The following is a 21,762-nucleotide window of genomic DNA, read 5'->3' on the forward strand; positions in this document are numbered from 1 at the left end:
CGCGGATCAGAGCCCGACCGAGCGTCCCTTGAAGCCGGCCGCGTCGAAGTAGCGGGTGTCGCCGACGTTCTGGGTCTTGAGCTCGGTGACCCGCCCGCCCGCCGCTGGTGCGGAACGCTGCACCTGGTGGCTGGCCTTGACCGGCTTGCCGCCCTCCAGGCTCTCGCCGATCACCCGGCCGACCAGTTGCCCCTTGGCCGGGATCTCCAGGTGCAGCAGGTGCACCAGGGTCTGGCCGACGTCGGCGTTGCTGACCGGACTCAGGTCGACGAAACCCTTGCGAAAGTCCGGACCGATGGCCGCCATGAAGTTGTGGGTATCGCCACGGCTGAAGCTGCCGTGCATGCCCTGGCCCTGCTGCAGCCCGGTGTCGGCCACCTCGACGGCGCAGGCGTCGGGTTTGCCGCAACCGCTGTCATAGGAGCGGAAGTTGACCACGATGGCCGGGTAGGGGGTGAGCGCCGAACCCTTGAGGTTGATCGCCGAGAGCGGCAGGGTGCCGGGGAGCTTGCCCAGGTCGTCGTCGACGAACAGGCCGCTGACGTAATCCTGCTTAAGCAGCGCCGCGACCACCTTGGGTGCCAGGGCCTTGGCATCGCCCTGGGGCAGATAGACCAGGTCCGAACCGCCGTTGGCCGCCACCACCACCTCCGGCTTGGCCGGGTCGGGCCCGATCAGGCCGTTGGCCTTGCTCGGGTGCTGGCCCTTGTCCATCGCCACCGCGGCGCCCTTGGCGTCCGGATCGAGCAGCGGCAATTTCAGCGCGGCGGCGAGATCCAGGGCGAGGAAGCCGGGCGGCAGCAGTCCCTTGGGCACGTCGGGGTAGCTGGCCTTGGCCGCCGGACTGGTCTCGCTCTCCTTGGAGATGGTGGAGAAGCCATGGTCGGCGCTGACGAAGATGTCGGTGTTGCCGTCCAGGCCCAGCTCCTTCAGCCGGGCGCGCAGGGCGCCGAGGTTGGCGTCGACATTGCGGATGGCGGCCAGGCTGGTGGGGCCGTTGATGCCCGGGGTGACCTTGCCCAGGCTGTCGCCCTGGTTGTGCTGGGTGCCGTCGGGATCGCGCGACCAGAACACCAGCACGAAGGGCTTGCCGCTCTCCTTGAAGCGCGGCAGCAGCACCTGGTTGGTGACGTCGAGGAAGTAGCGCTGCTGCTCGACGTTGGCGATCAAGGTGCCCGGCGTGGTGGCGTTCCCGGCCTTGCCATTGGCGCCCCGGCCCGGGGCTTCCAGCGGCAGGCCGGCCTGTTTCAGGGCGTCCTGCATGGCCGCGCTCAGGGGAATGCCGGTGGGATGGCCGGTGGAGTCGTCGACGATCACCGTCTTCACGCCGTCGCGGGCGGTCACGTCCTGGATGGCCACCGGACCGAGCTTGCCGACGGCGGCGGTGGACAGGCCCGCCTGGCGCGCGGCGGCCAGCAGGGTTTCCTCGTCGAGGTAGTTGCCGGCGAAATGCTCGTCGACGTCGCCCAGCACCTCGTCGTTTTCCAGGAAGGGCGTGACGCTGTTGTTGGCGCCCGGGACCGGGAAGCCGGTGTAGATCGTGTTACCGAAATCCCCGGTGTCGCCCAGGTAGTGCCCGGTGGCCATGGCCGAGGCATTGGGCGTGGTGAAGGTCGGGAACAGCGAGTGGCTGTTCTGGAAATTCACGCCTTCGCGGCGCAACTGGGCCAGATTCGGCGCGGTCTGGGCATCGACGATAGTGGCGCGCAGGCCATCCGGGATGAAGAGGATGACGTTGCGCGCCGGCTCCGCGGCCATGACGGCCGAACTGGCGAGGAGGGCAAGACTGCAGGCACGAGCGAGACGGGTAGGGAGGAACGCCATGGAAGATTCTCTGCGCAGGTGGAAAGACAGCAGAGATGTAACAAGAGATTGCTGCAATTTTATGATGACAGCCTCATGACAGGGGGCGGCATCCTTTGTGCAGCGCCTTGGTCCCCGTCCAAGGAGCTGCCCATGGCCCACGCCTTCGAGAGTACCGTCGCCACTGCCCGTCACCTTGACCTGGATACCCCGGCCATCCGCCAGGCCCGCATCGATCTCGCCGCCTGTTTCCGCATGGCCGCCCGCCTGGGCCTGGGCGAGGGGATCTGCAATCACTTTTCCTTCGTGGTGCCTGGCCATGATGACCTGTTCCTGGTCAATCCCTATGGCCTGGCCTTCGCCGAGGTCACGGCGTCCTCGCTGCTGATCTGCGACTTCACCGGCGGCGTGGTCGTGGGGGAGGGTGCACCCGAGGCCACCGCCTTCCATATCCATGCCCAGCTGCACCGGCTCAATCCCCAGGCACGGGCCGCCTTCCACACCCATATGCCCCACGCCACGGCGCTCTGCCTGCTGGAAGGCGAACCCTTCGTCTGGGCCGGGCAGACCGCGCTGAAATTCTATGACCGCCTGAGCGTGGACGAGGACTACAACGGCCTGGCGCTGGACGCGGCCGAGGGCGAACGCATCGCCCGGGCGGCGGGTGACGCGGCGGTGGTCATGCTGAAGAATCACGGACCGCTGGTGCTGGGGCCGAGCATCGCCGAGGCCTGGGACGATCTCTACTACCTGGAGCGCGCCGCCGAGGTGCAACTCAAGGCCATGGCCAGCGGCCGGCCGCTGAAGCCGGTGGCACCGGCGATCGCGCACGCCGCCTGCCAGCAGATGCTGCAGGGCAACGCCGACAGCGCGCGGCTGCACCTGGAAAGCGTGAAGCGCCAGCTGCTGCGGCTGGAGCCGGACTATCGGGACTGAAAGGTGTGGTCAGCCGCCGCGGCTGCGACGCTGCGGCAAGGCCCGCGGCTGCGGGGTGGAGCGCGCCAGCGCGGCGGCCGCGACCGCAGGCAACTGGGCATCCAGTTGCTCGACCAGCCGCTCGCGCAACTGGCGCTTGAGCGCGCGACCCATGTCCAGCTGGCCGTGATGATCCAGCGCCAGGAAGCCTTGCTGGAGCAGCTCGATGGACAGGGACGGGGCCTCGGCGCCCAGGGGGCAGACATCGAAGGCGAGCGATGAAGCTTGGGCTGACGGCATCCTGGTGATCATGGCTGTCCCTCCTGGACGAGAGCCCCATCATGCCAGGCCCGGCAGAGGGCGCTGGAGTGGCAAAACGCGGCCCCGTGGACTGCTGCGCATTTTGTCGACGCGAAAAAAAGCCCGGGATCCTCCCGGGCTGAAAGCGCAGATGTCAGCTTCTACGATGCCTTGTCGGCATGGAGGAGAGCTTGCCACCGCCCGGCTTATGGCTGCCTTAACGCCGCTAGCGAATCAGCGCGGCCAGCAGGGCCATGCAGGCGATGGCGGTAAAGATCAGCAGGAGATGAAGCAGAGCGAGCTTGTCCATGGGCTCTCGGGCAGCGGGACACATGAGGTCTTCAGGTAACGGATGATAGCAAAGAGCCATCTTTTGTTGCCTGGCCGCGGCTCAGGACGGCAGCAGCATCGCCGGGATACGCCGCTCCAGCGTATCCAGGGTGAAGGGCCTGGTCAGGGCCCGCATGCCGGCGTCGAGATCGCCATCCCCGATGACCTCGGCCTCGGCATAGCCGGTGATGAGCAACACCGGCAACTGCGGCCGCAGCCGGCGCAGGGCATCGGCCAGCTGGCGGCCATTGAGCGCCCCGGGCAGGCCGACGTCGGTCACCAGCAGATCCAGATGGGTCTCAGGCGCGAGCAGGGCCAGGGCGGCGGCGGCATCGGCCGCCTCCAGCACCTGGTAGCCCTGGGCGAGCATGGCATCCACCAGCAGGGTGCGGATAGTCGGTTCGTCATCCACCACCAGGATGTCTCGCCCTGGCCGGGCCGGCTGGGTTCGAGCTCGGGATAGACCGAGGCGCTGGCCACCGGCGCCAGACGATGGCGCGGCAGATAGAGATGTACCCGGGTACCGGAGCCGGGCGCGGAATCGATGCGGATCTCGCCACCCGACTGCAGCACGAAGCCGTGCACCATGGACAGCCCCAGGCCCGTGCCCTGACCCAGCGGCTTGGTGGTGAAGAAGGGGTCGAAGGCCCTGCCGAGCACCTCGGCGCTCATGCCGCTGCGGTATCGCCCACGCTCAGGCGCACGTAGTCGCCCGGGGGGAGGGCCTGGAGCTGGGCCTGGGCCTCGTCGAGGCGTTCGTTGCTCAGGACGATACGGATGCGGCCGCCGTCGGGCATGGCGTCGCGGGCGTTGAGGCAGAGGTTGAGCAGGGCGTTTTCCAGCTGCGGGCCGTCGATGTGGGTCAGCCAGAGCCGGGGATCGGCTTCGCGCTCCAGGGCGATCTGCGGGCCGATGCTGCGCTGGATCAGGTCTTCCAGGCCGATCACCAGTTGCTCCGGGGCCACCGGCTGCGGATCGAGGGTCTGGCGACGGGAAAAGGCCAGCAGCCGGTGGGTCAGGGCGGCGGCGCGCTGGGCGGCGCTGCGGGCGGTGGCGGTGTAGCGCGCCAGGTCCCGCAGGCGGCCCTGGCGCAGGCGCAGGTCGAGCAGCTCCAGCGAGCCGAGGATGCCGGTCAGCAGGTTGTTGAAGTCGTGGGCGATGCCGCCGGTGAGCTGGCCGACGGCCTCCATCTTCTGCGACTGGCGCAGGGCTTCCTCCATCAGCCGGATGCGCTCCTGCTCGTTGAGGCGCTCGGTCACGTCGTAGGCGAACTGGTAGACGCCGATGGCGCGTCCTTCGGTATCGTGCAGCGGACTGAACTGCAGCTCGTAATGGCGCCGGCCCGGTCCTTCGCCGATCGAGATGACCTCGCTGAAGGTCTCGCCGGCGAAGGCACGGCGCCAGTGGGCGAGAATGCCGTCGCGCAGGTCGGGTCGGTGCCTGAGGCTTTCGCTGAAGGAATCGCCGATGCGCGGCCGGACCCCGATCTCCTGCTCGAAGACCTCGGCCCCGGAGCCGTTGATCGCCAGCCAGCGAAAATTGAAATCCAGCACCTGGATCAGGGCGGCGGCGCCGTCCACCACGTTGGCCAGGATGCGATTGGCCGCCAGGGCGGCCTGTACCCGCTCTTCGAGGGTCGTTGAGTTGCCGCAGGGCCGCTTCGGCGCGCTTGCGCGGGGTGATGTCCTGGAACAGCACCGCGACCTGGCGGCGACTGGCGGGCTCGATGCGAAAGGCGGTGACCTTCAGGTAGCGCCCGGTGGCCACCAGCTCCTGCTCGAAGCGGATGGGTTCGCCGGTCTCCAGCACATGGCCGTAGCGATCGAGCCAGGCCTGGGCCTCGTCGCCGACCATGTCGCGCAGCTTCTGACCGACCACGTCGGGGATGCCGGCATGGGCGGCATAGGCCGGATTGGCCGGATTGGCCTCGACGTGGATGTAGTCGCTCAGCGGTCCGTGGGGCCGTCGAGGAATTCGATGACGCAGAAGCCCTCGTCCATGGCATTGAACAGGAACGGGTAACGCTCGCTGGCCAGGGTTTCGGTGCCTTCCAGGGGCGCCGCGCGTGCCTCCAGCTGCTGACGCAGTTGACGATTGCTTTGCTCCAGTTCGGCGAGGCGCGCGAGCAAGGAGGGGTCTCGGCAAAGGGCACGGCAGGCTCGGCGAGAAAAGATGAGGCGACGGCTTCGCTTCAAAGGCGGGGCATTAGATGACTTCAGGCAAAAAGTGCCAGCCAGGTCACGGATTCCCGAGCCTCCTGCCGCAGGCCCGACTCAGAAGCGGCGGACCCCTGTCGTGGAAAGCGTCACGGTAAGCCCTCTAGCGGCAATGAAGATGTCTGACCACTCTGCTTTGGGTGGATTGACACCTCTCACGACCACTCATACGATGTCATATGAATATCTGGTAACAGCTTTCCAACGACCCCGGTTCACCCCGGTCAATAACAACAAGTCAGGAAGCCCATTCGATGACTATCCAGGTCACTCCCGAGACGGAGTCCGCCCTGCGGCCGCAGGACACCCCCGTCGCCGCTACTCCGCAAACCTCGCGCTTCACCCGCTATCGCTGGCTGATCTGCGCCCTGCTGTTCATCGCCATCGGCATCAACTACATCGACCGGCAGATGATCGGCATCCTCAAGCCCACGTTGCAGGCGGACCTGGGCTGGACGGAAACCGACTACGCCAAGATCGTCTTCTGGTTCCAGTGTGCCTATGCCATCGGCTTCCTGACCTTTGGCCGCATCATCGACAAGGTCGGGGTACGCATCGGCTACGCCCTGGCGTTCACCATCTGGACCATCGCCAGCATCGGCCACGGCATCGCCCACACCGTCACTCACTTCGTGCTGGTGCGCTTCACCCTCGGTTTCGGTGAGTCCGGCAGCTTTCCGGCCAGCCTCAAGGCGGTCTCGGAATGGTTTCCGCAAAAGGAACGCGCCCAGGCCACCGGGCTGTTCAACGCCGGCACCGCCATGGGCCCGATCATCACACCTTTGCTGGTGCCGGCCATCACCCTGGCCTGGGGCTGGCGCGCGGCCTTCATCTCCATCGGCCTCGTCACCGCCCTGTGGCTGATCGCCTGGCTGCTGATCTATCGCCGTCCCCACGAGCACCCCAAGGTGAGTCGTGAAGAGCTGGCCTACATCCAGGCCGACGATGGCTCCCCGGTATCGGCCAAGCCGGCCGTCGAGACCAAGATCTCCTGGTTCAAGCTGCTGACCTTCCGCGAGACCTGGGCCTATGCCGCCGGCAAGTTCCTCACCGACCCGATCTGGTGGCTGTACCTGTTCTGGCTGCCGGACTTCCTCGGCAAGACCTACGGCCTGAATCTGAAATCCTTCGGTCCGCCGCTGATCGCCATCTACATCCTCGCCGACATCGGCTCGGTGATGGGTGGCTGGGGCTCGTCCAAGCAGATGAAGCTCGGTCGCAGCGCCAACCTGGCGCGCAAGACCACCATGCTGCTCTGCGCCGTGGCGGTCGTGCCCATCGTCACCGCCCAGTTCGTCTCCAGCCTGTGGCTGGTGGTCGGCATCATCGGCCTCGCCGCCGCGGCCCACCAGGCCTGGTCGGCCAACCTGATGACCCTGCCGTCGGACCTCTTCCCCAAGGAAGCCGTGGCCTCGGTGATCGGCATCGGCGGTACCGCCGGCGCCATCGGCGGCATGCTGATGACCACCTACAACGGCTACATCCTGGAGATCTTCAAGTCCTACCAGCCGATCTTCATCGTCGCCGGCAGTGCCTACCTGGTGGCCATCGTGGTCATCCATGTGCTCACGCCGCGGCTCAAGCCGGTGCCGTTGGAGCGCATCTCGGTAAGCTGACCAGGGGTCGCTGACAAAGACGCCGCCGGGTCCTCCCCCGGCGGCTTTTTTTCGCTCGCGGCTGTCTGGATCGCGCAGGGGCTGTCCTGCTCGCGAGCGCAGCGGGCCGGCGGGGCGGTCAGACTCCGGGTCCAGCCCTGGAGTCCCCTATGCTCGAGCAACCCCAGACCAAGTCCCACGCCTTCGCCGCGCCTGCCTTGCCCGATCGGCAATGGCCGAATCGCCAGCTGACCCAGGCGCCGCGCTGGTGCTCCACCGACCTGCGTGATGGCAACCAGGCGCTGATCGAGCCCATGGGGCTGGAACGCAAGCGCCGCTTCTTCGCCTTGCTGCTGGCAGTGGGTTACCGGGAAATCGAGGTGGCCTTTCCGGCGGCGTCCCAGACCGATTTCGCCTTCGTGCGCGAACTGGTCACCGCGGATGGGCTGCCGGACGATCTCTGGCTGCAGGTGATGACGCCGGCGCGCAGCGAGCTGATCGAGCGCACCTTCGCGGCCCTGGTCGGGGCGCCCCGCGCCATCGTGCATCTCTACAACGCCACCGCGCCGCTGTTTCGCCGGGTGATGTTCGACCAGGATCGCGCCGCCACCCTGGCCATGGCGGTAGCCGGTACCCAGCGGGTGCGCGCCCTGTGCGACGCCCAGCCGGAAACGGCCTGGACCTATCAGTATTCGCCCGAGACCTTCTGCTTCACCGAGGCGGACTTCGCCCTGGAGATCTGCCAGGCGGTGCGCGAGGCCTGGCAACCGTCGGCGGACCGCCCGCTGATCCTCAATCTGCCGGCGACGGTGGAAGTGGCCACGCCCAACGTCTATGCCGACCGGATCGAGGGCTTCATCCGCGGCCTGGGGCCGACGCCCCACGTGACCATCAGCGTCCATCCGCACGATGACCGGGGCACCGGGGTCGCCTGTGCCGAACTGGCCCAGCTGGCCGGGGCGACGCGGGTGGAAGGCTGCCTGTTCGGCAATGGCGAACGCACCGGCAACGTGGACCTGGTGACGCTGGCACTGAATCTCTACGGCCAGGGCATCGCGCCGGGGATCGACTTCTCCCGCCTGGAAGAGGCGGCCAGCGTGGTAGAAGCCTGCAACCGGCTGCCCCTCCATCCGCGCCACCCCTATGGCGGTCGGCTGGCCCTGGCCGCCAATACCGAGCAGGGCGCGGCCCTGGGGCTCGTCGATCCGGCCAAGTTGGGGCTCAGGGCGCGGCGGGGCTGACCGCGTCGGGCAGGCCCGCCTGGCCGCGATAGGCCGAGGGCGACACCCCCAGCACCTGGCGGAAGCGGGTGGCGAAGGCACTGGGGCTGGCGTAGCCGTGCTCCAGGGCGACGTCGACGATGGCGTGGCCGGCGGCCAGGGAGGTCAGGCTGGAATCCAGCCGCGCCCGCTGCAGCCACTGGCCGAACGTCAAGCCGGTCTCCTTGAAGAACAGCCGGCTCAGGGTGCGTTCGCTGACCGCCAGCCGCGCGGCGGCGCGGGTCAGGGTCCAGCGCTCGCCCGGGTGCTGGCGCAGGTGGCGGCAGAGTTCGGCGAGCGTGGCATCCACCGGCCAGGGCAGGTGCAACCCGGCGGCGGGCGAGCCCTGCAACTCGTCGAGCATCAGCTGCAGGATATACCGGGCGCGCCCCTCGGCCGGTCGATCGGCGGGCAGGGGCAGGGCGGCCAGGATGAGTTCACGCAAGAGCGGCGAGACGGCGATCAGCTGGCAGCGCGTCGGCAGCTCGGCCCGTACCTGCGGATCGACGAACAGGGTGCGCACCTCGACGCGCCCCAGCAGGTGCAGGTCGTGCTCTTCGCCGGCGGGTACCCAGACCCCTCGCCCGGGTGGCACCACCCAGCGGCCCTGGGCGGTGTTGACGATGACCACGCCACAGAGGGCATGGATCAGCTGCGCCTGGCGATGGCGATGGGGGGGCACCCGGTCGCCATGGGCGAAGTCCTGGGCCACGGCGTGGAGGCCGTTGCACGAGCTGAAGTCGATGAGCATGGCGTCAGGACGGCGCGCGGCCGGCCAGCCACTTGCCCAGCAGGGCATCCAGCTGCTGCTGCTCGGCCTCGCTGAGGGTGGCCAGGGCACGGCGCTCGTTGTCCACGTGGGCGGCCATCAGGCCATCGATCAGGGCGAAGCCGTCCGCGGTGAGGGCTACCAGGGTACTGCGCCGATCCTCGGGGTTCCTGCGCCGCTCGATCAGGCCGGCACGCTCCAGGCGGTCGAGGCGATTGGTCATGCCGCCCGAGGAGATCATGGCCGATTCATAGAGCACGGTCGGACTCAGGGCATAGGGCTCGCCAGCGCGCCTCAGGGTCGCCAGGACGTCGAATTCGCCATAGTGCAGCCGGTGTTCATCGAAGAAGGGCTGCAGGACATCGCGATTGAGCACCTGGGCCATCTCGCCCAGGCGACCCACCAGGCGCATGGGCAGGGCATCCAGGTCGGGGCGCTCGCGGTGCCACTGGTCCACGGCGAATTCGGCGCGATCGGCCATCGGCTTACCTCGGGAATATATCTTGATGTTAAGATACTTCTCATCAAGAGAAATATCGCGTCACTCTGGAGATTGTCCATGCTTTCCGCGTCGTCATCATCCCCGACCATGGCCGCACCGCGCCAGGATGCCTTCCTCGCCGTGCTGCTGGTGCTGCTGGTCGGCGTGAACCTCAGACCCATCCTGGCGGCCATCGGTCCGCTGCTGGATGGCATCCAGGCGGCCACCGGCCTGGAGGGCAGCGGCGCCGGGGCGCTGACTACCCTGCCCATCGCCGCCATGGGCCTCTGCGCCCTGGGTGGCGCCCGGCTGCAAGCCTGGCTCGGCGAGCGCCGTGGCGTCGCCCTCGGCCTGCTGCTGCTGGCCCTGGCCAATGCGCTGCGCTGGGCGGAGCCGAGTGGCCTGGGGCTGATCCTCACCGCCGGCCTGGGCGGTGTCGGCATCGCCCTGGTACAGGCGCTGATCCCGGCCTATATCCGCCGCTGCCATCCGCAGCGCACCAGCACCCTGATGGGCCTCTATACCACCGGCATCATGGGTGGCGCGGCCGTGGCGGCGGCCACCGCCGCGCCCCTGGCCGAGCACTGGGGCTGGGCCCAGGGCCTGGCGCTCTGGACCCTGCCGGTGCTGCTGGCACTCGGCGTCTGGCTGGCCCTGGCGCGGCCGGACGTGCCGGCACAGGGCGCTGCGCCCCGCGCGCAACCCTGGCGTCCGCGCCAGGCCTGGCTGCTGCTGGCTTTCTTCGGCATCGGTACCGCCGCCTACACCCTGGTGCTGGCCTGGCTGCCGCCTTACTACACCGGCCTCGGCTGGCGACCGGCCGACAGCGGCCTGCTGCTGGGCGGCGTGAGTCTCGCCGAGGTCGGTGCCGGCCTCCTGCTGTCGGCGACCATCGCCCGGCTGCGTACTCGCCGGCCGCTGGTGCTGGGGGTGCTCGGCGTGGTGCTGGTGGGGTTGCTGTGCCTGGCGTTGGCGCCGCTGCAACTGGCGGTGCCCACCGCCATCCTGCTCGGTCTGGGCATCGGCGCACTGTTTCCGCTGTCGCTGATCCTGGCCATGGACCAGGTGCGTGATCCCACCGAAGCCGGCGCGCTGCTCGGTTTCGTCCAGGGCGGTGGCTATCTGATCGCCAGCCTGGCGCCGCTGGCCGCCGGCATCCTGCGCGACCATCTGGATAGCCTGGCCAACGCCTGGCTGCTGATGGCGGCGGGCGTGGTGCTGCTGATGGGCCTCGGCCTGCGCCTGACCCGCCCTGCGCGATCGCTCCTAGCGCGCGGCGACCCGCAGGCCTAGCCCGCGCGCGGCAGGCGCAACTCCACGCAAAAGCCGCCCCGCGCCCGATTGCTGAAGCTCAGGGCACCGCCCAGGCGGCGGGTGATGGTCTCGACGATGGCCAGCCCCAGCCCGGCGCCCTGGGGGTTGCCGGCGCTGTAGAAGCGATCGCACAACCGCGCCAGCTCGGCCTCGTCCACCCCGGGGCCGCGATCCTCCACCCGCAGCAGCACGCCCTGGTCCTGGCTGGTCTCGATACCGACTTCCACCACGCTGCCGGCGGGGGCGAAGGCCAGGGCGTTGGTCACCAGATTCTGCAGGGCGATGGCGATGGCGTCCGGATCGCCCAGTACCGGCGGTCCGGCCTGGGCCGCCAGCACCAGCTCCACCTGATGCTTGAGCGCTAGCGGCGTCAATTCCGCCAATTCCTCACGGACCAGGGGTTCCAGGGCCAGCGGCTGGACCTGGGTGGTGCCGGGTTCCAGTCGCGCCAGGGTCAGCAACTGGCTGGCCAGGCGGGTGGCCCGGCTGACGCCCTGGCGCAGATAGCCCAGGGCTTCGTCGCGTTCCTCGGCCGTCTCGGCGCGCTGGGCGTTCTGCGCATGCAGATCGAGGATCGCCAGGGGCGTACGCAATTCGTGGGCGGCGTCGGCGATGAAGCGACGCTCGCGATCGAGCAGGGCGCGCAACTGGGCGAGCTGGTGATCCAGGGCGCCATGCATGGGTTGCAACTCCGGCGGCAGCGGGCCGGCCGGCAGCGGCGCCAGGCTGTGGGGATCGCGCTCGCGCAGTCCGCGGGCGAAATCCTGCAGCGGTCGCAGCCCCCAGCCCAGCAGCAGCCAGAGCACCCCGACCAACAGCGGCAGGCCCACCAGGGTCGGCCAGAGGGTATGGCTGACGATGCGCTGGATCAGATCCTGGCGCAGGTCCTCGCGCTCGCCGACCCAGATGCGCAGGCCGCCATCGGCGGTACGCACCAGCATCCCGCACCATTCGCGCCCGTTCTCGAACACCTCGTGCAGCCCCTCCGGCGGCACCTCGGCCAGCCGCGGCGCATGACCGGAACGGGCCAGCAGCCGGCCATCGGCGGTCCAGATCTGGAAGGTCAGCTGATTCTCGTAGGGATGCGCCGGCACGTTGCCGGCAACGGGTTGCATGGCGCGATCGAACACCCTGACCAGCTCCGGCCAGCTCGCCGCCGCCGGCGTGCCGGCCTGCAGTAGACCTTCCAGCAGGCGCGCGCCCTGGACCAGCTGGGCGTCGTAGATGCCTTCGATCTCGCGATGGCTGTCACGCAGCGCCAGCAGCGCGAGGGCCAGGCTGCCGGCCAGCACCAGGGCCAGGGTGGGGGCGAGGATGCGGGTACGGATGGCGATCATGGCTGACGCTCCAGCAGATAGCCCACCCCGCGCACGGTGCGGATCACGCTACTGTCGAGCTTCTTGCGCAGGTTGTGGATGAGCACTTCCAGGGTGTTGCCCGAGGCGGCTTCCTGCCAACCATAGAGGGCGTTGCTCAGGCGCTCGCGGGTGATGACGGCGCCCGGTCGCAACAGCAACTGGTGCAGCAGCTGGTATTCCATGGGCGTTACAACCACCTCGGCGCCGTGGTAGTGCACCACCTGGCTGGCCGGATCGAGGCTGATGCCGGCGTGCTCCAGCAGCGGTTGCGCGCGGCCACAGCTGCGGCGGATCAGGGCGCGCAGGCGCGCCTTGAGTTCATCCAGGTCGCAGGGCTTGACCAGGTAGTCGTCGGCGCCGGCATCCAGGCCCTGGATGCGATCGGCCTTGGCGTCGCGGGAGGTGAGCACCAGCACCGGCACCTGGCCGTCCGGCTGGCTGCGCAGGCGGCGCAGCAGGTCGAGCCCGTCGAGGCGCGGCAGGCCCAGGTCCAGCAGCACCAGGTCGAAGCGCTCGGAGGCCAGAGCGTGCCCGGCGGCCAGACCGTCGGCCACCCAGTCCAGGGTATAGCCCTCGCCGCGCAGGGCCATGCGGATGCCCTGGGCCAGGGCTGCATCGTCTTCCACCAGCAATACCCGCACGACCACCGTCCTCTCTCCGCCATGCCTCTAGCCCGCCATCATCGCCGGCCTCCTGGCGCAGCGGCAGGGGCAACTGTTACCGGGCGTTGCATCCTAAGGCTTATCCGAAAAGTCGCCGTGCGAAGGTCGGGCGAGGCAAACATGGGTGAGGAAGCGGCTCGGGCTCGACCGGGCTCGGGCTCGACCGGGCTCGTGCTCGACCGGGCTCGCGCTCGAGTCTACGAGTGGTAAACGAGCATTCCGATGGGGCCGTCTAGGCTGGACTGGCGACCCAACGGATTTTTAACGCCGCATGGCCGAGCGCAGGTACTTCTCGGCCGAAGTCTAGGCGCAGTGCCCGTCGAGGGTGCCCGGTGGGTCCACCTGCACCGTCACGTGCTGCAGGCCGTGGCGACTGCGCAGCAGCTCGCCCACCAGGGTCGGCAGCCGCAGGGGATCGCTGCCCGGCGCCGGGGTGATGTGCAGGGTGGCGATGCGGGTTTCGTCGGTCAGCGTCCAGACGTGCAGATGGCCCACCTCGGCCACCTCCGGCAGGGCGCGAACCGCCGCCGTGGCACCGGCCGTGTCGAATTCCCGTGGCGCCGCCTGCAGCAGCACCGCGCCGGCATCGCGCACCAAGGTCCAGGCCGATTTGACGATCAGCAGGGCGACCAGGATCGACAGCGCCGGATCCAGCCAGGTCCAGCCGGTCCAGAGGATGCCCAGGGCGGCGACGATGGCGCCCACCGAACCCAGCAGGTCGCCGGCCACATGGAGCAGGGCACCCCGCAGGTTGCTGTCGTCCTTGTGCCCGCCGTTGAGCACCACGAAGCCGACGATGTTGACCACCAAGCCGATCACCGCCACCACCAGCATCGGGCCGGACAGCACCTCGGTGGGCTCGCGCAGCCGCATGATGGCTTCCCAGCCGATCCACAGGACCAGGAGCAGCAGGGCGACGCCATTGGTCAGGGCCGCGAGGATGCGTACCCGGTGGAAGCCATAGGTGAAGCGCGCATTGGCCGCCTTGGCCGCCACGCGGTAGGCCACCAGGGCCAGCAGCAGGGCCGCGGCATCCGAGGCCATGTGGCCGGAATCGGCGATCAGCGCCAGGGAACCGGACCACCAGCCGCCCACGGCCTGGACGATGGCGTAGCCAAAGGTCAGGACGAAGACCAGCTTGAGCTTGCGCTCGTTGGCGGCGGTCACCCGCGGGGCGTGGGAATGACCGTGGTCGTGGTCGTGGCCATGCTGATGTTCGTGATCGTGATCGTGATCGTGATCGTGGTGAGGGGTGGAGCCACTCATCTACAGGTCTCCGAAGCGTTGGGGAGGCAGCGGGCACAGGCCCTTCCTTGACCATCCTGAAGCCTGAAGTGACTCCAGGGTCAAGGCGGTCAGCTTTTCTCTGACCGTCTGGTCATCTGTTACCGCGCATGAGCCGCTAAGACTTCATTAAGGTTCGCCCCTCAGGGTAGCGGCTTCCTATAGCTGGAGCCCGCCATGCCCGCTTTCCTTTGTCTTCCCTCGCGCGTGCGCAGGGCACGCTGATGCTGCTCGCAGCCTTCTCCCGCCCCCGCACCTCAGGCTGGCGGCACTGGCGCAATCTGCTGGTCCTGAGCAGTCTGAGTTGCCTGTTGCTGCTGATGGATGACTTCCTGCAGCAGCTATTCACGCCGAACAACCGCGCCGAGCTGGAAGCGAGTTATGTGGCCGCGCTCTGGGTGTTCAGCCTGGCGCTCTGGTTGAGCAAGCTGCCGCGTCTGGCGGCGGCCATCCTGCTGGTGTTCGCCCTGATGCAGCTGCTGCAACTGGGCAATCTCAGTTTCTTCGGCGAGCCGCTCAGCGCCATCGATATCCAGGCCCTGCTGGGCGACACCGCGGAAGTGCGCCAGACACTCTGGCTCAGCCTGCCCGCGCATTGGCCAGTGCTGCTGTGCGTGGGGCTGCCCTATGGACTGCTGATCGCCCTGCATCTCCAGCTGCCAGGCCGGGTACCGCTGCCGGCCAGTCGCTGGGCGCTGATCCTGATCGCCGCGGTGCTGCTGTCCAAACCCTATCGAGCCACCTACCGCAATCTCGATGCCTTCGTGCCGAGCCCCGCGCGCAGCGGTCTGCACAACAGCCTCAACGCCTTTTCCGCCTGGGCCGTGCGTCTGGCCGGGCGTGACGACGTCGTCCTGCCGCCCACCGCCTATGCCCCCTATGGACTGGCCCAGGTGCCCAGCACCGCGCGACACGTCTGGCTGGTGGTGGCCGACTCCCTGCGCAGTGATCGGCTAGGTGTCTTCGGTTATGAGCGCAATACCACCCCTGAGCTTTCGGCCTATCTGCAGGATAATCCCCAGGCGCTGATCCGGCCCGGGGTGGCGGCGGGGGTGGCGACCGACGTGAGCCTGCCCTACCTGCTCAATCCGATCCGCGAACCGGGCCAGGACCGGCGGTTGCGCAGCGGCGAGATCAATCTGTTCCGCTTCGCCCAGGCCGCGGGCTTTCGCACCCATTGGCTGTCGTCCCAGGAATCCAAGTTGCTGGCGCACCTGGGCAATCGCCATCTGGACGTCTCCATCACCCGCGAGGACCATCCGCTGCGTTTCCTGCAGCGCCAGGATCGCGCCCTGCTGGAGATTCTCGATGAGCAGCAATGGGCGCCGCGCAACTTCGTGGTGCTCAATCTGCGCACCGCGCACCTGCCCTATGCGCAGAACTACCGGCACGAGAGCACCTCGGCGCCCTGGTCGGATACCGGGGCCGAGGGCCAGGCCAATGCCTATGACAATTCCCTGCACTACCTGGACGGCCTGCTCGCCGAGATCCTCGCCGACTTCGACCGCCTGGACGGCGAGCGCTATCTGATCATCACCGGCGATCACGGCCAGCGGCTGGGGGAGGGCGGGCACTGGGGGCACAACGACCTGGTGCCCGAGGTCAGCGATGTACCAATGATCGTGGTGGCGCGGGATGCCCCGGCCGAGGCCCTGGCCGACCTGCAGGGTGAGCGCTGGATCAGTCACTACGAGGCCGGCAGCTGGCTGGCGGAGCGCCTGGGGACCCGCATCGACAATCCCAATCGACGCCCCGACGAGTACTTCGTCCATGGCAAGCTGCTGTTCAGCGACAATTTCGTGCAGCGCGTCTGCGAATCGCCCACCGGCCTCGTGCACCAGCCGCCGCAGCAGCTGAGCACGTTGCTGCTGGACACCCCGGCCAACCCCTGTGGCTAGCGTCTGGGGCCATACCGTCGGACCCCGGGCGCCGCTACACTGCCGGCGCCTTTTCACCTCCGTATCAGGACCTCGTCATGGCTTCCGCTGCTTCCGTATCCCGCTATGTGCGCAGTGCGCGTCTGCTGCACTGGCTCATGGCCCTGCTGGTGTTGCTGGCCTATGTACTGATCCTCAATCGCGGGCAGTTCGAGCGGGGCTCCCTGGAGCGCCAGTGGGTGGTGCTCAGTCATTTCTGGGTCGGTCTGCTGGTGTTGGCGCTGGTCTTGCCGCGGCTGCTGGTGCGCCACCGCCATCCGGTACCGCCGATCACGCCGCCGCTGGCGCGAAGCCTGGAGACCGTCGGCCGGCTGACCCACTACGCGCTCTATGGCTTCCTGCTGGCCCAGCCGCTGCTCGGACTGTTCACCGTCTGGCTGACCATCGGCGCGGTCAAGATCCCTTCCAGCACCTGGGCGCTGCCTTCGCCCTTCCCGGTGGACCTGGAGCTGGCCAAGTCGCTCAAGGGCCTGCACTTCTGGCTCGGCAAGGCCTTCTACTGGGTGATCGGCCTGCACGTGCTGGCCGCGCTCTGGCATCACCTGGTGCGCAAGGACGATACCTTGAAGCGCATGCGCTAACGCGGATCGAGGGCGATGATGCGGTTGCGTCCGCCTTCGGCCAGCAGATAGCCATCGCCCCGCGGCAGCAAGGCCTGGGGCGCGCGCAGGAAGGTCAGGATGGCGCGCGGGGCTGACTGGCGATCCCAGAGCAGCAGGCGGGCGCGGTGTGTGGAATCTTCGCTGATCCACAGGCCGCGGCGGTCGCAGAGCAGAAAGCTCGGCTCGCGCAGCTCGCTCAGCGCCGGCGGATCACGGCCGTCGTCGCTCAGCTGGCGCACCAGACCGCGGGATTTCTCGGTATAGAAGGCACTGCCATCCGGGCAGCGGGTAAAGGACTCCGCCTCGTCCAGGTGGTCGCGCAGTACGGTCAGGCTGCCATCGGCGGCGTCGTAGCGCAGCAGGCGTCCGGCATCCTTGCGGTCTTCCACGGCATAGAGCCGCTCGCCTTCGGCCCAGAGCCCCTGGGCGTTGATACCGGTGAAGAGATCGCGACTGCCAGCGGTGTCGAACCAGCGGATGGGATGGGTGCCGCCTTCCTGGCTGTAGGCGAAACCGTCTTGGTAGGGCACCAGGCCGTCGGGTTTGTACAACCCCTCGCTGAGCACGCTGCGCCGGCCCTGGGCATCGATGCGCAGCAGGCGACCCTTGCCGTCCTTGAGTTCTTCCGCGGTGATCAGGGCATCGCCCTGCCAGGCCAGGGCACTGGCCTTGGCGATGTCGGCATGGGCCACTTCGTAGCGCCAGCCAGGGGCGGCCTGGGCCGGCCAGTAGCGCTGCCAGGCGAAAAAGCCAACCGCTGCCAGCAGCAGGGCGGCCAGGACGAGGAGGGCGCTACGCCAGGGCCGGGCCATCAGCTGGCAACGGCGGCCAGGTGCTCATGGAGGATGGCCGCGCCGATCACGATCAGCACCACGCCACCGAGCATCTCCGCGCGCTTGCCGACCAGATTGCCCATCACCCGGCCCAGCATCACCCCGGTGGTGACCATGATCATGGTGGCGAGGCCGATGGCCAGGGCGGCGGTGATGATGTTGACGTCGATGAAGGCCAGGCCCACGCCCACGGCGAGGGCATCGATGCTGGTGGCCACGGCGGTCAGGGCCAGCAGCATGAAGGAGTGCTGGCGGGGCTTTTCCTCTTCGGCTTCGGACGCGCCGAAGCCAGCCCAGATCATGCGCAGGCCGAGCACGGTGAGCAGGGTGAAGGCGATCCAGTGATCCCAGGGCTGGACGTACTGGGCGGCGGTGAGGCCGACGGCCCAGCCGATCACCGGGGTGATGGCTTCGATGACGCCAAAGATGGCGCCGGTACGCAGGGCTTCGCGCAGGCAGGGCTTGTGCAGGCTGGCGCCCTTGCCGACGGCGGCGGCAAAGGCATCGGTGGACATGGCGAAGGCCAGGAACATCAGGGAAGCGGGGTTCATCGTGACAGCGCCGGCCGGGCTCGGATCCGCAAGACATCTCCGCACGCCCGGCACGGCGCGGTGATGCCCCTGGTCTCGCCAACCCTGACCGGCTGTCCTGACCACGGCGGTTGCCGAGTATGTTGACCAGGACGCTTTCCACCGCGGTGGAAGCAGGCTACTCCCCAAAGAGGCCGCCACCTTACCCAGCCGGATAGAGAAAGTCTATCTTGTAGATAGTTCTAATATATATAGCCTTGGCTAAATTTCTCCTGCCTACGCGATCGTGCCTATACGCCAAAAGGCCTGCAAGGCCCGGCGCAGCGGGGTTGTGGCCGCGGCACAGGCTGCCGAGACGGTGCGCGCGCGTACCCCGGGCGCCAGGTCGGAGGTCGCCTATGGCGGCTGGCCGGGGGAGCTCGCGGACCTTCGGCCATCCGCAGCGCAGGGCGGAGCGGTCGAGTCGGTCCGGTGCGAGGGCTAGGTTCGGATACGCGCTCGTCGGCGCTGGAGCGGTCGTCGCCCCCTTAATGATGGCGCTCTGCCGTCCCCGTTTCGTCATGCCGCTGACACTTAATTGTCACATTTCGGCAATAGCCTAGCGCCAGCCCTCACTAGGTAATGGAGCCACCATGAAACGCACGTTCAGCCTCTCCCTGTTGTTGTCGGCCTTTTGCCTGAGCACCGCCGCTCACGCCGTGGATGTCACGGGCGCAGGCTCGAGCTTCGTCTTCCCCGTTCTGTCGAAGTGGTCGCAAGGCTTCAGCGAGAAGACTGGCAACCGTATCAACTACCAGTCCATCGGCTCCGGCGGCGGCATCGCCCAGATCAAGGCCGGCACCGTGGACTTCGGCGCCACCGACGCTCCCATGAGCACCGACGACCTGCAGAAGGGCGGTCTGGGCCAGTTCCCGACCATCATTGGCGGCATCGTGCCGGTGATCAACGTGGAAGGCATCGAGCCCGGCAAGCTGAAGCTCGACGGTCCGACCATGGCCAAGATCTTCATGGGCGAGATCAAGACCTGGAACGACCCGGCCATCGCCGCGCTGAACCCCGGCCTGAAGCTGCCCGAGGGCGCCATCACCGTGGTGCGTCGTTCCGACGGCTCCGGCACCTCCTACAACTTCACCAACTACCTGGCCAAGGTTAGCCCGGAGTGGAAGGAGAAGTTCAACTTCGGCACCACCGTCAACTGGCCGGTCGGTGTGGGTGGCAAGGGTAACGAGGGTATCGCCGCCTACGTGAAGCAGATCAAGGGCTCCATCGGCTACGTCGAGTACGCCTATGCGCTGACCAACAAGATGACCCACGTGCAGCTGAAGAACGCCGCTGGCAACTTCGTGCAGCCCGAAGCCAAGAGCTTCCAGGCCGCCGCCGCCACCGCCGACTGGAAGAGCGCCAAGGACTTCAACCTGCTGATGACCAACGCCCCGGGCGCCGACGCCTGGCCGATCACCGCCACCACCTGGATCGTGATGTACAAGGAACCCAAGAACGAAGAGCGCAGCAAGGTCGCCTTCGACTTCTTCAAGTGGTCCCTTGAGCATGGCCAGAAGGATGCCGCGGCCCTGGATTACGTCCCGGTCCCGGACACCCTGGTCAAGCAGATCGAAGGCTACTGGGCGTCCGACTTCAAGAAGTAAGCACGACTGTCCCGCCGCCTGGATCCCCTAGGGTCCAGGCGGTTTCGCGCGTCCTTCCAGGTAGACGGAAAGCTCCATGACCGACCAGACCCTGCCCCTCTCCGCCGTTCAGGAACAGCGCATTCGCCGGGATACCCGCGCCGATGTCTGGTTCCGCCGGCTCCTGTTTTCCGCCGCGCTGCTGGTACTGTTGGTACTGGTCGGCGCCGCCGCGTCCACCCTCTGGGGCGGTCGCCACGCCTTCATGACCTTCGGCCTGGACTTCATCACCTCGGCCGAGTGGGATGTCGGCGCCGAGAAGTTCGGCGCCCTGGTGCCCATCTACGGCACCCTGATGACCTCCTTCATCGCCCTGCTGCTGGCCGTGCCCACCGCCTTCGGCATCGCCCTGTTCCTCTCGGAGATCGCGCCGCCCTGGTTGCGCGGCCCGGTGGCCACCGCGGTCGAGCTGCTGGCGGGCATTCCCTCGATCATCTACGGCATGTGGGGCCTGTTCGTCTTCGGCCCCTTCATGGCCGCCTACATCTCGCCCTTCATCAACGACTACCTCGGCGCCATCCCGGTGATCGGGGTGCTGTTCCAGGGCCCGCCGCTGGGCATCGGCATGCTGACCGCCGGCATCATCCTGGCGATCATGATCCTGCCCTTCATCACCTCGGTGATGTACGAGGTGTTCCGCAGCGTGCCGGCCCAGCTCAAGGAGTCGGCCTACGCGCTGGGTTCCACCACCTGGGAGGTCTGCTGGGACATCGTGCTGCCCTACACCCGCTCGGCGGTGGTCGGCGGCGCCTTCCTCGGTCTGGGTCGCGCCCTGGGCGAGACCATGGCGGTGACCTTCGTGCTGGGCAACGCCCACCAGTTCTCCCTGTCGCTGATGATGCCGAGCAGCTCCATCGCCTCGGTTATCGCCAACGAATTCAACGAGGCCTACACCGATCTGCACCGCTCCTCGCTGATCGCCCTGGGCTTCCTGCTGTTCGTGGTGACCTTCTTCGTGCTGCTGGCGGCACGGCTGATGCTGACGCAACTGTCGCGCAAGGCAGGTAACTGATGCACATCGACGCCTATCTCTATCGCAAGCGGCGGATCAAGAACGGCATCGCGCTGATCTTCGGCAGCGCCGCCGCCGTGCTGGGCCTGGGCTTCCTGGCCTGGATCCTCGGCACCACCCTGATCAAGGGCGTCAGTGCCCTGAGCCCGTCCCTCTTCGTCGAGATGACGCCACCGCCCGGTGCCGCCGACGGCGGTCTGGCCAACGCCCTGTTCGGTAGTGTGCTGATCACCCTGCTGGCCACCGCCATCGGCGCGCCCATCGGCATCCTCGCCGGGCTCTGGCTGGCCGAATACGCGCGCCACTCCAAGCTCGGCCTGGTGGTGCGTTTCGTCAACGACATCCTCCTGTCGGCGCCGTCGATCGTCATCGGCCTGTTCATCTACACCGCCGTGGTGGTCACGCTGAACCAGTACTCCGGTGGCAGCCTGGGCTTTTCCGGTTTCGCCGGCTCCCTGGCGCTGGCCATGCTGGTGGTGCCGGTGGTGACCCGTACCACCGACGAGATGATGCAGCTGCAACCGCCGGCCATGCGCGAAGCGGCCCTGGCCCTGGGCATCCCCCAGTGGAAGGTGACCCTGCAGATCCTGCTGCGCGCCTCCCGCGCCGGCGTGGTGACCGGGGTGCTGCTGTCCATCGCCCGCATCACCGGCGAGACCGCGCCGCTACTGTTCACCGCCTTCGGCAACCAGTACTGGAACGCCGACGTGCTCAAGCCCATGGCCACCGTGCCGGTGACCATCTTCCAGTTCGCCATGAGTCCGTTCGAGAACTGGCAGCACCTGGCCTGGGCCGGCGCCCTGCTGCTGACGCTGTTCGTGCTGCTCCTGAACCTCTCCTCTCGCTTCTTCTTTCGTAACCGGGATTCCAAGTGACT

Annotated in this window: 18 protein-coding genes, 1 pseudogene and 1 riboswitch; of the genes and pseudogenes, 9 read left to right on the plus strand and 10 right to left on the minus strand. The window is 67.9% G+C overall.

The window, feature by feature from the left end; genetic code table 11:
• Positions 1-6: 6 nt before the first annotated feature.
• Positions 7-1,824 (minus strand): alkaline phosphatase family protein, encoded by a 1,818-nt coding sequence (locus RCF34_RS17200; RefSeq protein ID WP_308709261.1) that lies wholly within the window; start codon positions 1,822-1,824, stop codon positions 7-9.
• Between the two features lie 132 nt (positions 1,825-1,956).
• On the opposite strand from RCF34_RS17200, the gene RCF34_RS17205 reads away from it, so the two are divergent.
• Positions 1,957-2,739 carry an aldolase gene (locus RCF34_RS17205; protein WP_308709262.1) on the plus strand — a complete coding sequence of 261 codons (783 nt, stop codon included), beginning with the start codon at positions 1,957-1,959 and terminating at the stop codon, positions 2,737-2,739.
• A 9-nt stretch (positions 2,740-2,748) separates the two neighbouring features.
• On the opposite strand, the gene RCF34_RS17210 is transcribed toward RCF34_RS17205, so the two are convergent.
• Together RCF34_RS17210 and RCF34_RS17215 are read right to left on the minus strand one after the other, a co-directional pair.
• A complete protein-coding gene (locus tag RCF34_RS17210; RefSeq protein WP_308709263.1) occupies positions 2,749-3,030 on the minus strand; it encodes a hypothetical protein in 282 nt (93 codons plus the stop codon).
• 379 nt (positions 3,031-3,409) lie between these two features.
• Positions 3,410-5,348: pseudogene (locus tag RCF34_RS17215) on the minus strand (PAS domain-containing protein).
• A gap of 470 nt (positions 5,349-5,818) precedes the next feature.
• On the opposite strand from RCF34_RS17215, the gene RCF34_RS17220 reads away from it, so the two are divergent.
• Together RCF34_RS17220 and RCF34_RS17225 are read left to right on the plus strand one after the other, a co-directional pair.
• Positions 5,819-7,180 (plus strand): MFS transporter, encoded by a 1,362-nt coding sequence (locus RCF34_RS17220; protein ID WP_308709264.1) that lies wholly within the window; start codon positions 5,819-5,821, stop codon positions 7,178-7,180.
• A 149-nt stretch (positions 7,181-7,329) separates the two neighbouring features.
• Complete coding sequence (locus RCF34_RS17225) at positions 7,330-8,400, plus strand: 2-isopropylmalate synthase (protein ID WP_308709265.1); 1,071 nt, start codon at positions 7,330-7,332, stop codon at positions 8,398-8,400.
• On the opposite strand, the gene RCF34_RS17230 is transcribed toward RCF34_RS17225, so the two are convergent.
• Positions 8,381-9,169 carry a helix-turn-helix transcriptional regulator gene (locus RCF34_RS17230; RefSeq protein ID WP_308709266.1) on the minus strand — a complete coding sequence of 263 codons (789 nt, stop codon included), beginning with the start codon at positions 9,167-9,169 and terminating at the stop codon, positions 8,381-8,383. The genes RCF34_RS17225 and RCF34_RS17230 overlap by 20 nt on opposite strands.
• 4 nt (positions 9,170-9,173) lie before the next feature.
• Positions 9,174-9,668 (minus strand): MarR family transcriptional regulator, encoded by a 495-nt coding sequence (locus RCF34_RS17235; protein WP_308709267.1) that lies wholly within the window; start codon positions 9,666-9,668, stop codon positions 9,174-9,176.
• A gap of 108 nt (positions 9,669-9,776) precedes the next feature.
• On the opposite strand from RCF34_RS17235, the gene RCF34_RS17240 reads away from it, so the two are divergent.
• Complete coding sequence (locus RCF34_RS17240; protein ID WP_374941210.1) at positions 9,777-10,961, plus strand: MFS transporter; 1,185 nt, start codon at positions 9,777-9,779, stop codon at positions 10,959-10,961.
• On the opposite strand, the gene RCF34_RS17245 is transcribed toward RCF34_RS17240, so the two are convergent.
• The 3 genes from RCF34_RS17245 to RCF34_RS17255 all read right to left on the minus strand — a co-directional run bounded on the left by RCF34_RS17245 (position 10,958) and on the right by RCF34_RS17255 (position 14,268).
• The gene (locus RCF34_RS17245; protein ID WP_308709269.1) at positions 10,958-12,319 is read right to left on the minus strand and encodes an ATP-binding protein; all 1,362 of its coding nucleotides are present in this window, start codon (positions 12,317-12,319) and stop codon (positions 10,958-10,960) included. The genes RCF34_RS17240 and RCF34_RS17245 overlap by 4 nt on opposite strands.
• Positions 12,316-12,981 carry a response regulator gene (locus tag RCF34_RS17250; protein ID WP_308709270.1) on the minus strand — a complete coding sequence of 222 codons (666 nt, stop codon included), beginning with the start codon at positions 12,979-12,981 and terminating at the stop codon, positions 12,316-12,318. The genes RCF34_RS17245 and RCF34_RS17250 overlap by 4 nt, the downstream gene beginning before the upstream one ends.
• Before the next feature lie 324 nt (positions 12,982-13,305).
• On the minus strand, positions 13,306-14,268 hold the full coding sequence (locus RCF34_RS17255; RefSeq protein WP_308709271.1) for a cation diffusion facilitator family transporter: 963 nt from the start codon (positions 14,266-14,268) through the stop codon (positions 13,306-13,308).
• Positions 14,269-14,510: 242 nt separating this feature from the next.
• Between RCF34_RS17255 and RCF34_RS17260 the strand changes: the two genes are divergently transcribed.
• Complete coding sequence (locus RCF34_RS17260) at positions 14,511-16,184, plus strand: phosphoethanolamine transferase (RefSeq protein WP_308709272.1); 1,674 nt, start codon at positions 14,511-14,513, stop codon at positions 16,182-16,184.
• 77 nt (positions 16,185-16,261) lie between these two features.
• Positions 16,262-16,804: a cytochrome b/b6 domain-containing protein gene (locus RCF34_RS17265; RefSeq protein ID WP_308709273.1), complete on the plus strand. Its 543-nt coding sequence runs from the start codon at positions 16,262-16,264 to the stop codon at positions 16,802-16,804.
• On the opposite strand, the gene RCF34_RS17270 is transcribed toward RCF34_RS17265, so the two are convergent.
• Together RCF34_RS17270 and mntP are read right to left on the minus strand one after the other, a co-directional pair.
• Positions 16,801-17,637, minus strand: a complete 837-nt coding sequence (locus RCF34_RS17270) for a hypothetical protein (protein WP_308709274.1) — start codon at positions 17,635-17,637, stop codon at positions 16,801-16,803. The two genes, RCF34_RS17265 and RCF34_RS17270, sit on opposite strands and share 4 nt — an antisense overlap.
• The gene (mntP, locus tag RCF34_RS17275; RefSeq protein WP_308709275.1) at positions 17,637-18,209 is read right to left on the minus strand and encodes a manganese efflux pump MntP; all 573 of its coding nucleotides are present in this window, start codon (positions 18,207-18,209) and stop codon (positions 17,637-17,639) included. Before mntP ends, RCF34_RS17270 begins: the two co-directional genes overlap by 1 nt.
• Positions 18,210-18,218: 9 nt before the next feature.
• Positions 18,219-18,382, minus strand: a riboswitch (yybP-ykoY riboswitch).
• Positions 18,383-18,820: 438 nt separating this feature from the next.
• Between mntP and pstS the strand changes: the two genes are divergently transcribed.
• From pstS to pstA, 3 genes are all read left to right on the plus strand, one after another.
• Positions 18,821-19,834, plus strand: a complete 1,014-nt coding sequence (gene pstS / locus RCF34_RS17280; protein WP_044341614.1) for a phosphate ABC transporter substrate-binding protein PstS — start codon at positions 18,821-18,823, stop codon at positions 19,832-19,834.
• A 76-nt stretch (positions 19,835-19,910) separates the two neighbouring features.
• Complete coding sequence (gene pstC / locus RCF34_RS17285; RefSeq protein WP_044341613.1) at positions 19,911-20,885, plus strand: phosphate ABC transporter permease subunit PstC; 975 nt, start codon at positions 19,911-19,913, stop codon at positions 20,883-20,885.
• A complete protein-coding gene (gene pstA / locus RCF34_RS17290; protein ID WP_308709276.1) occupies positions 20,885-21,760 on the plus strand; it encodes a phosphate ABC transporter permease PstA in 876 nt (291 codons plus the stop codon). The genes pstC and pstA overlap by 1 nt, the downstream gene beginning before the upstream one ends.
• Positions 21,761-21,762: the final 2 nt, after the last annotated feature.

Origin of the sequence: Pseudomonas sp. 102515 (genome assembly GCF_031085165.1) — a bacterium.
Classification (GTDB): Bacteria; Pseudomonadota; Gammaproteobacteria; order Pseudomonadales; family Pseudomonadaceae; genus Chryseomonas.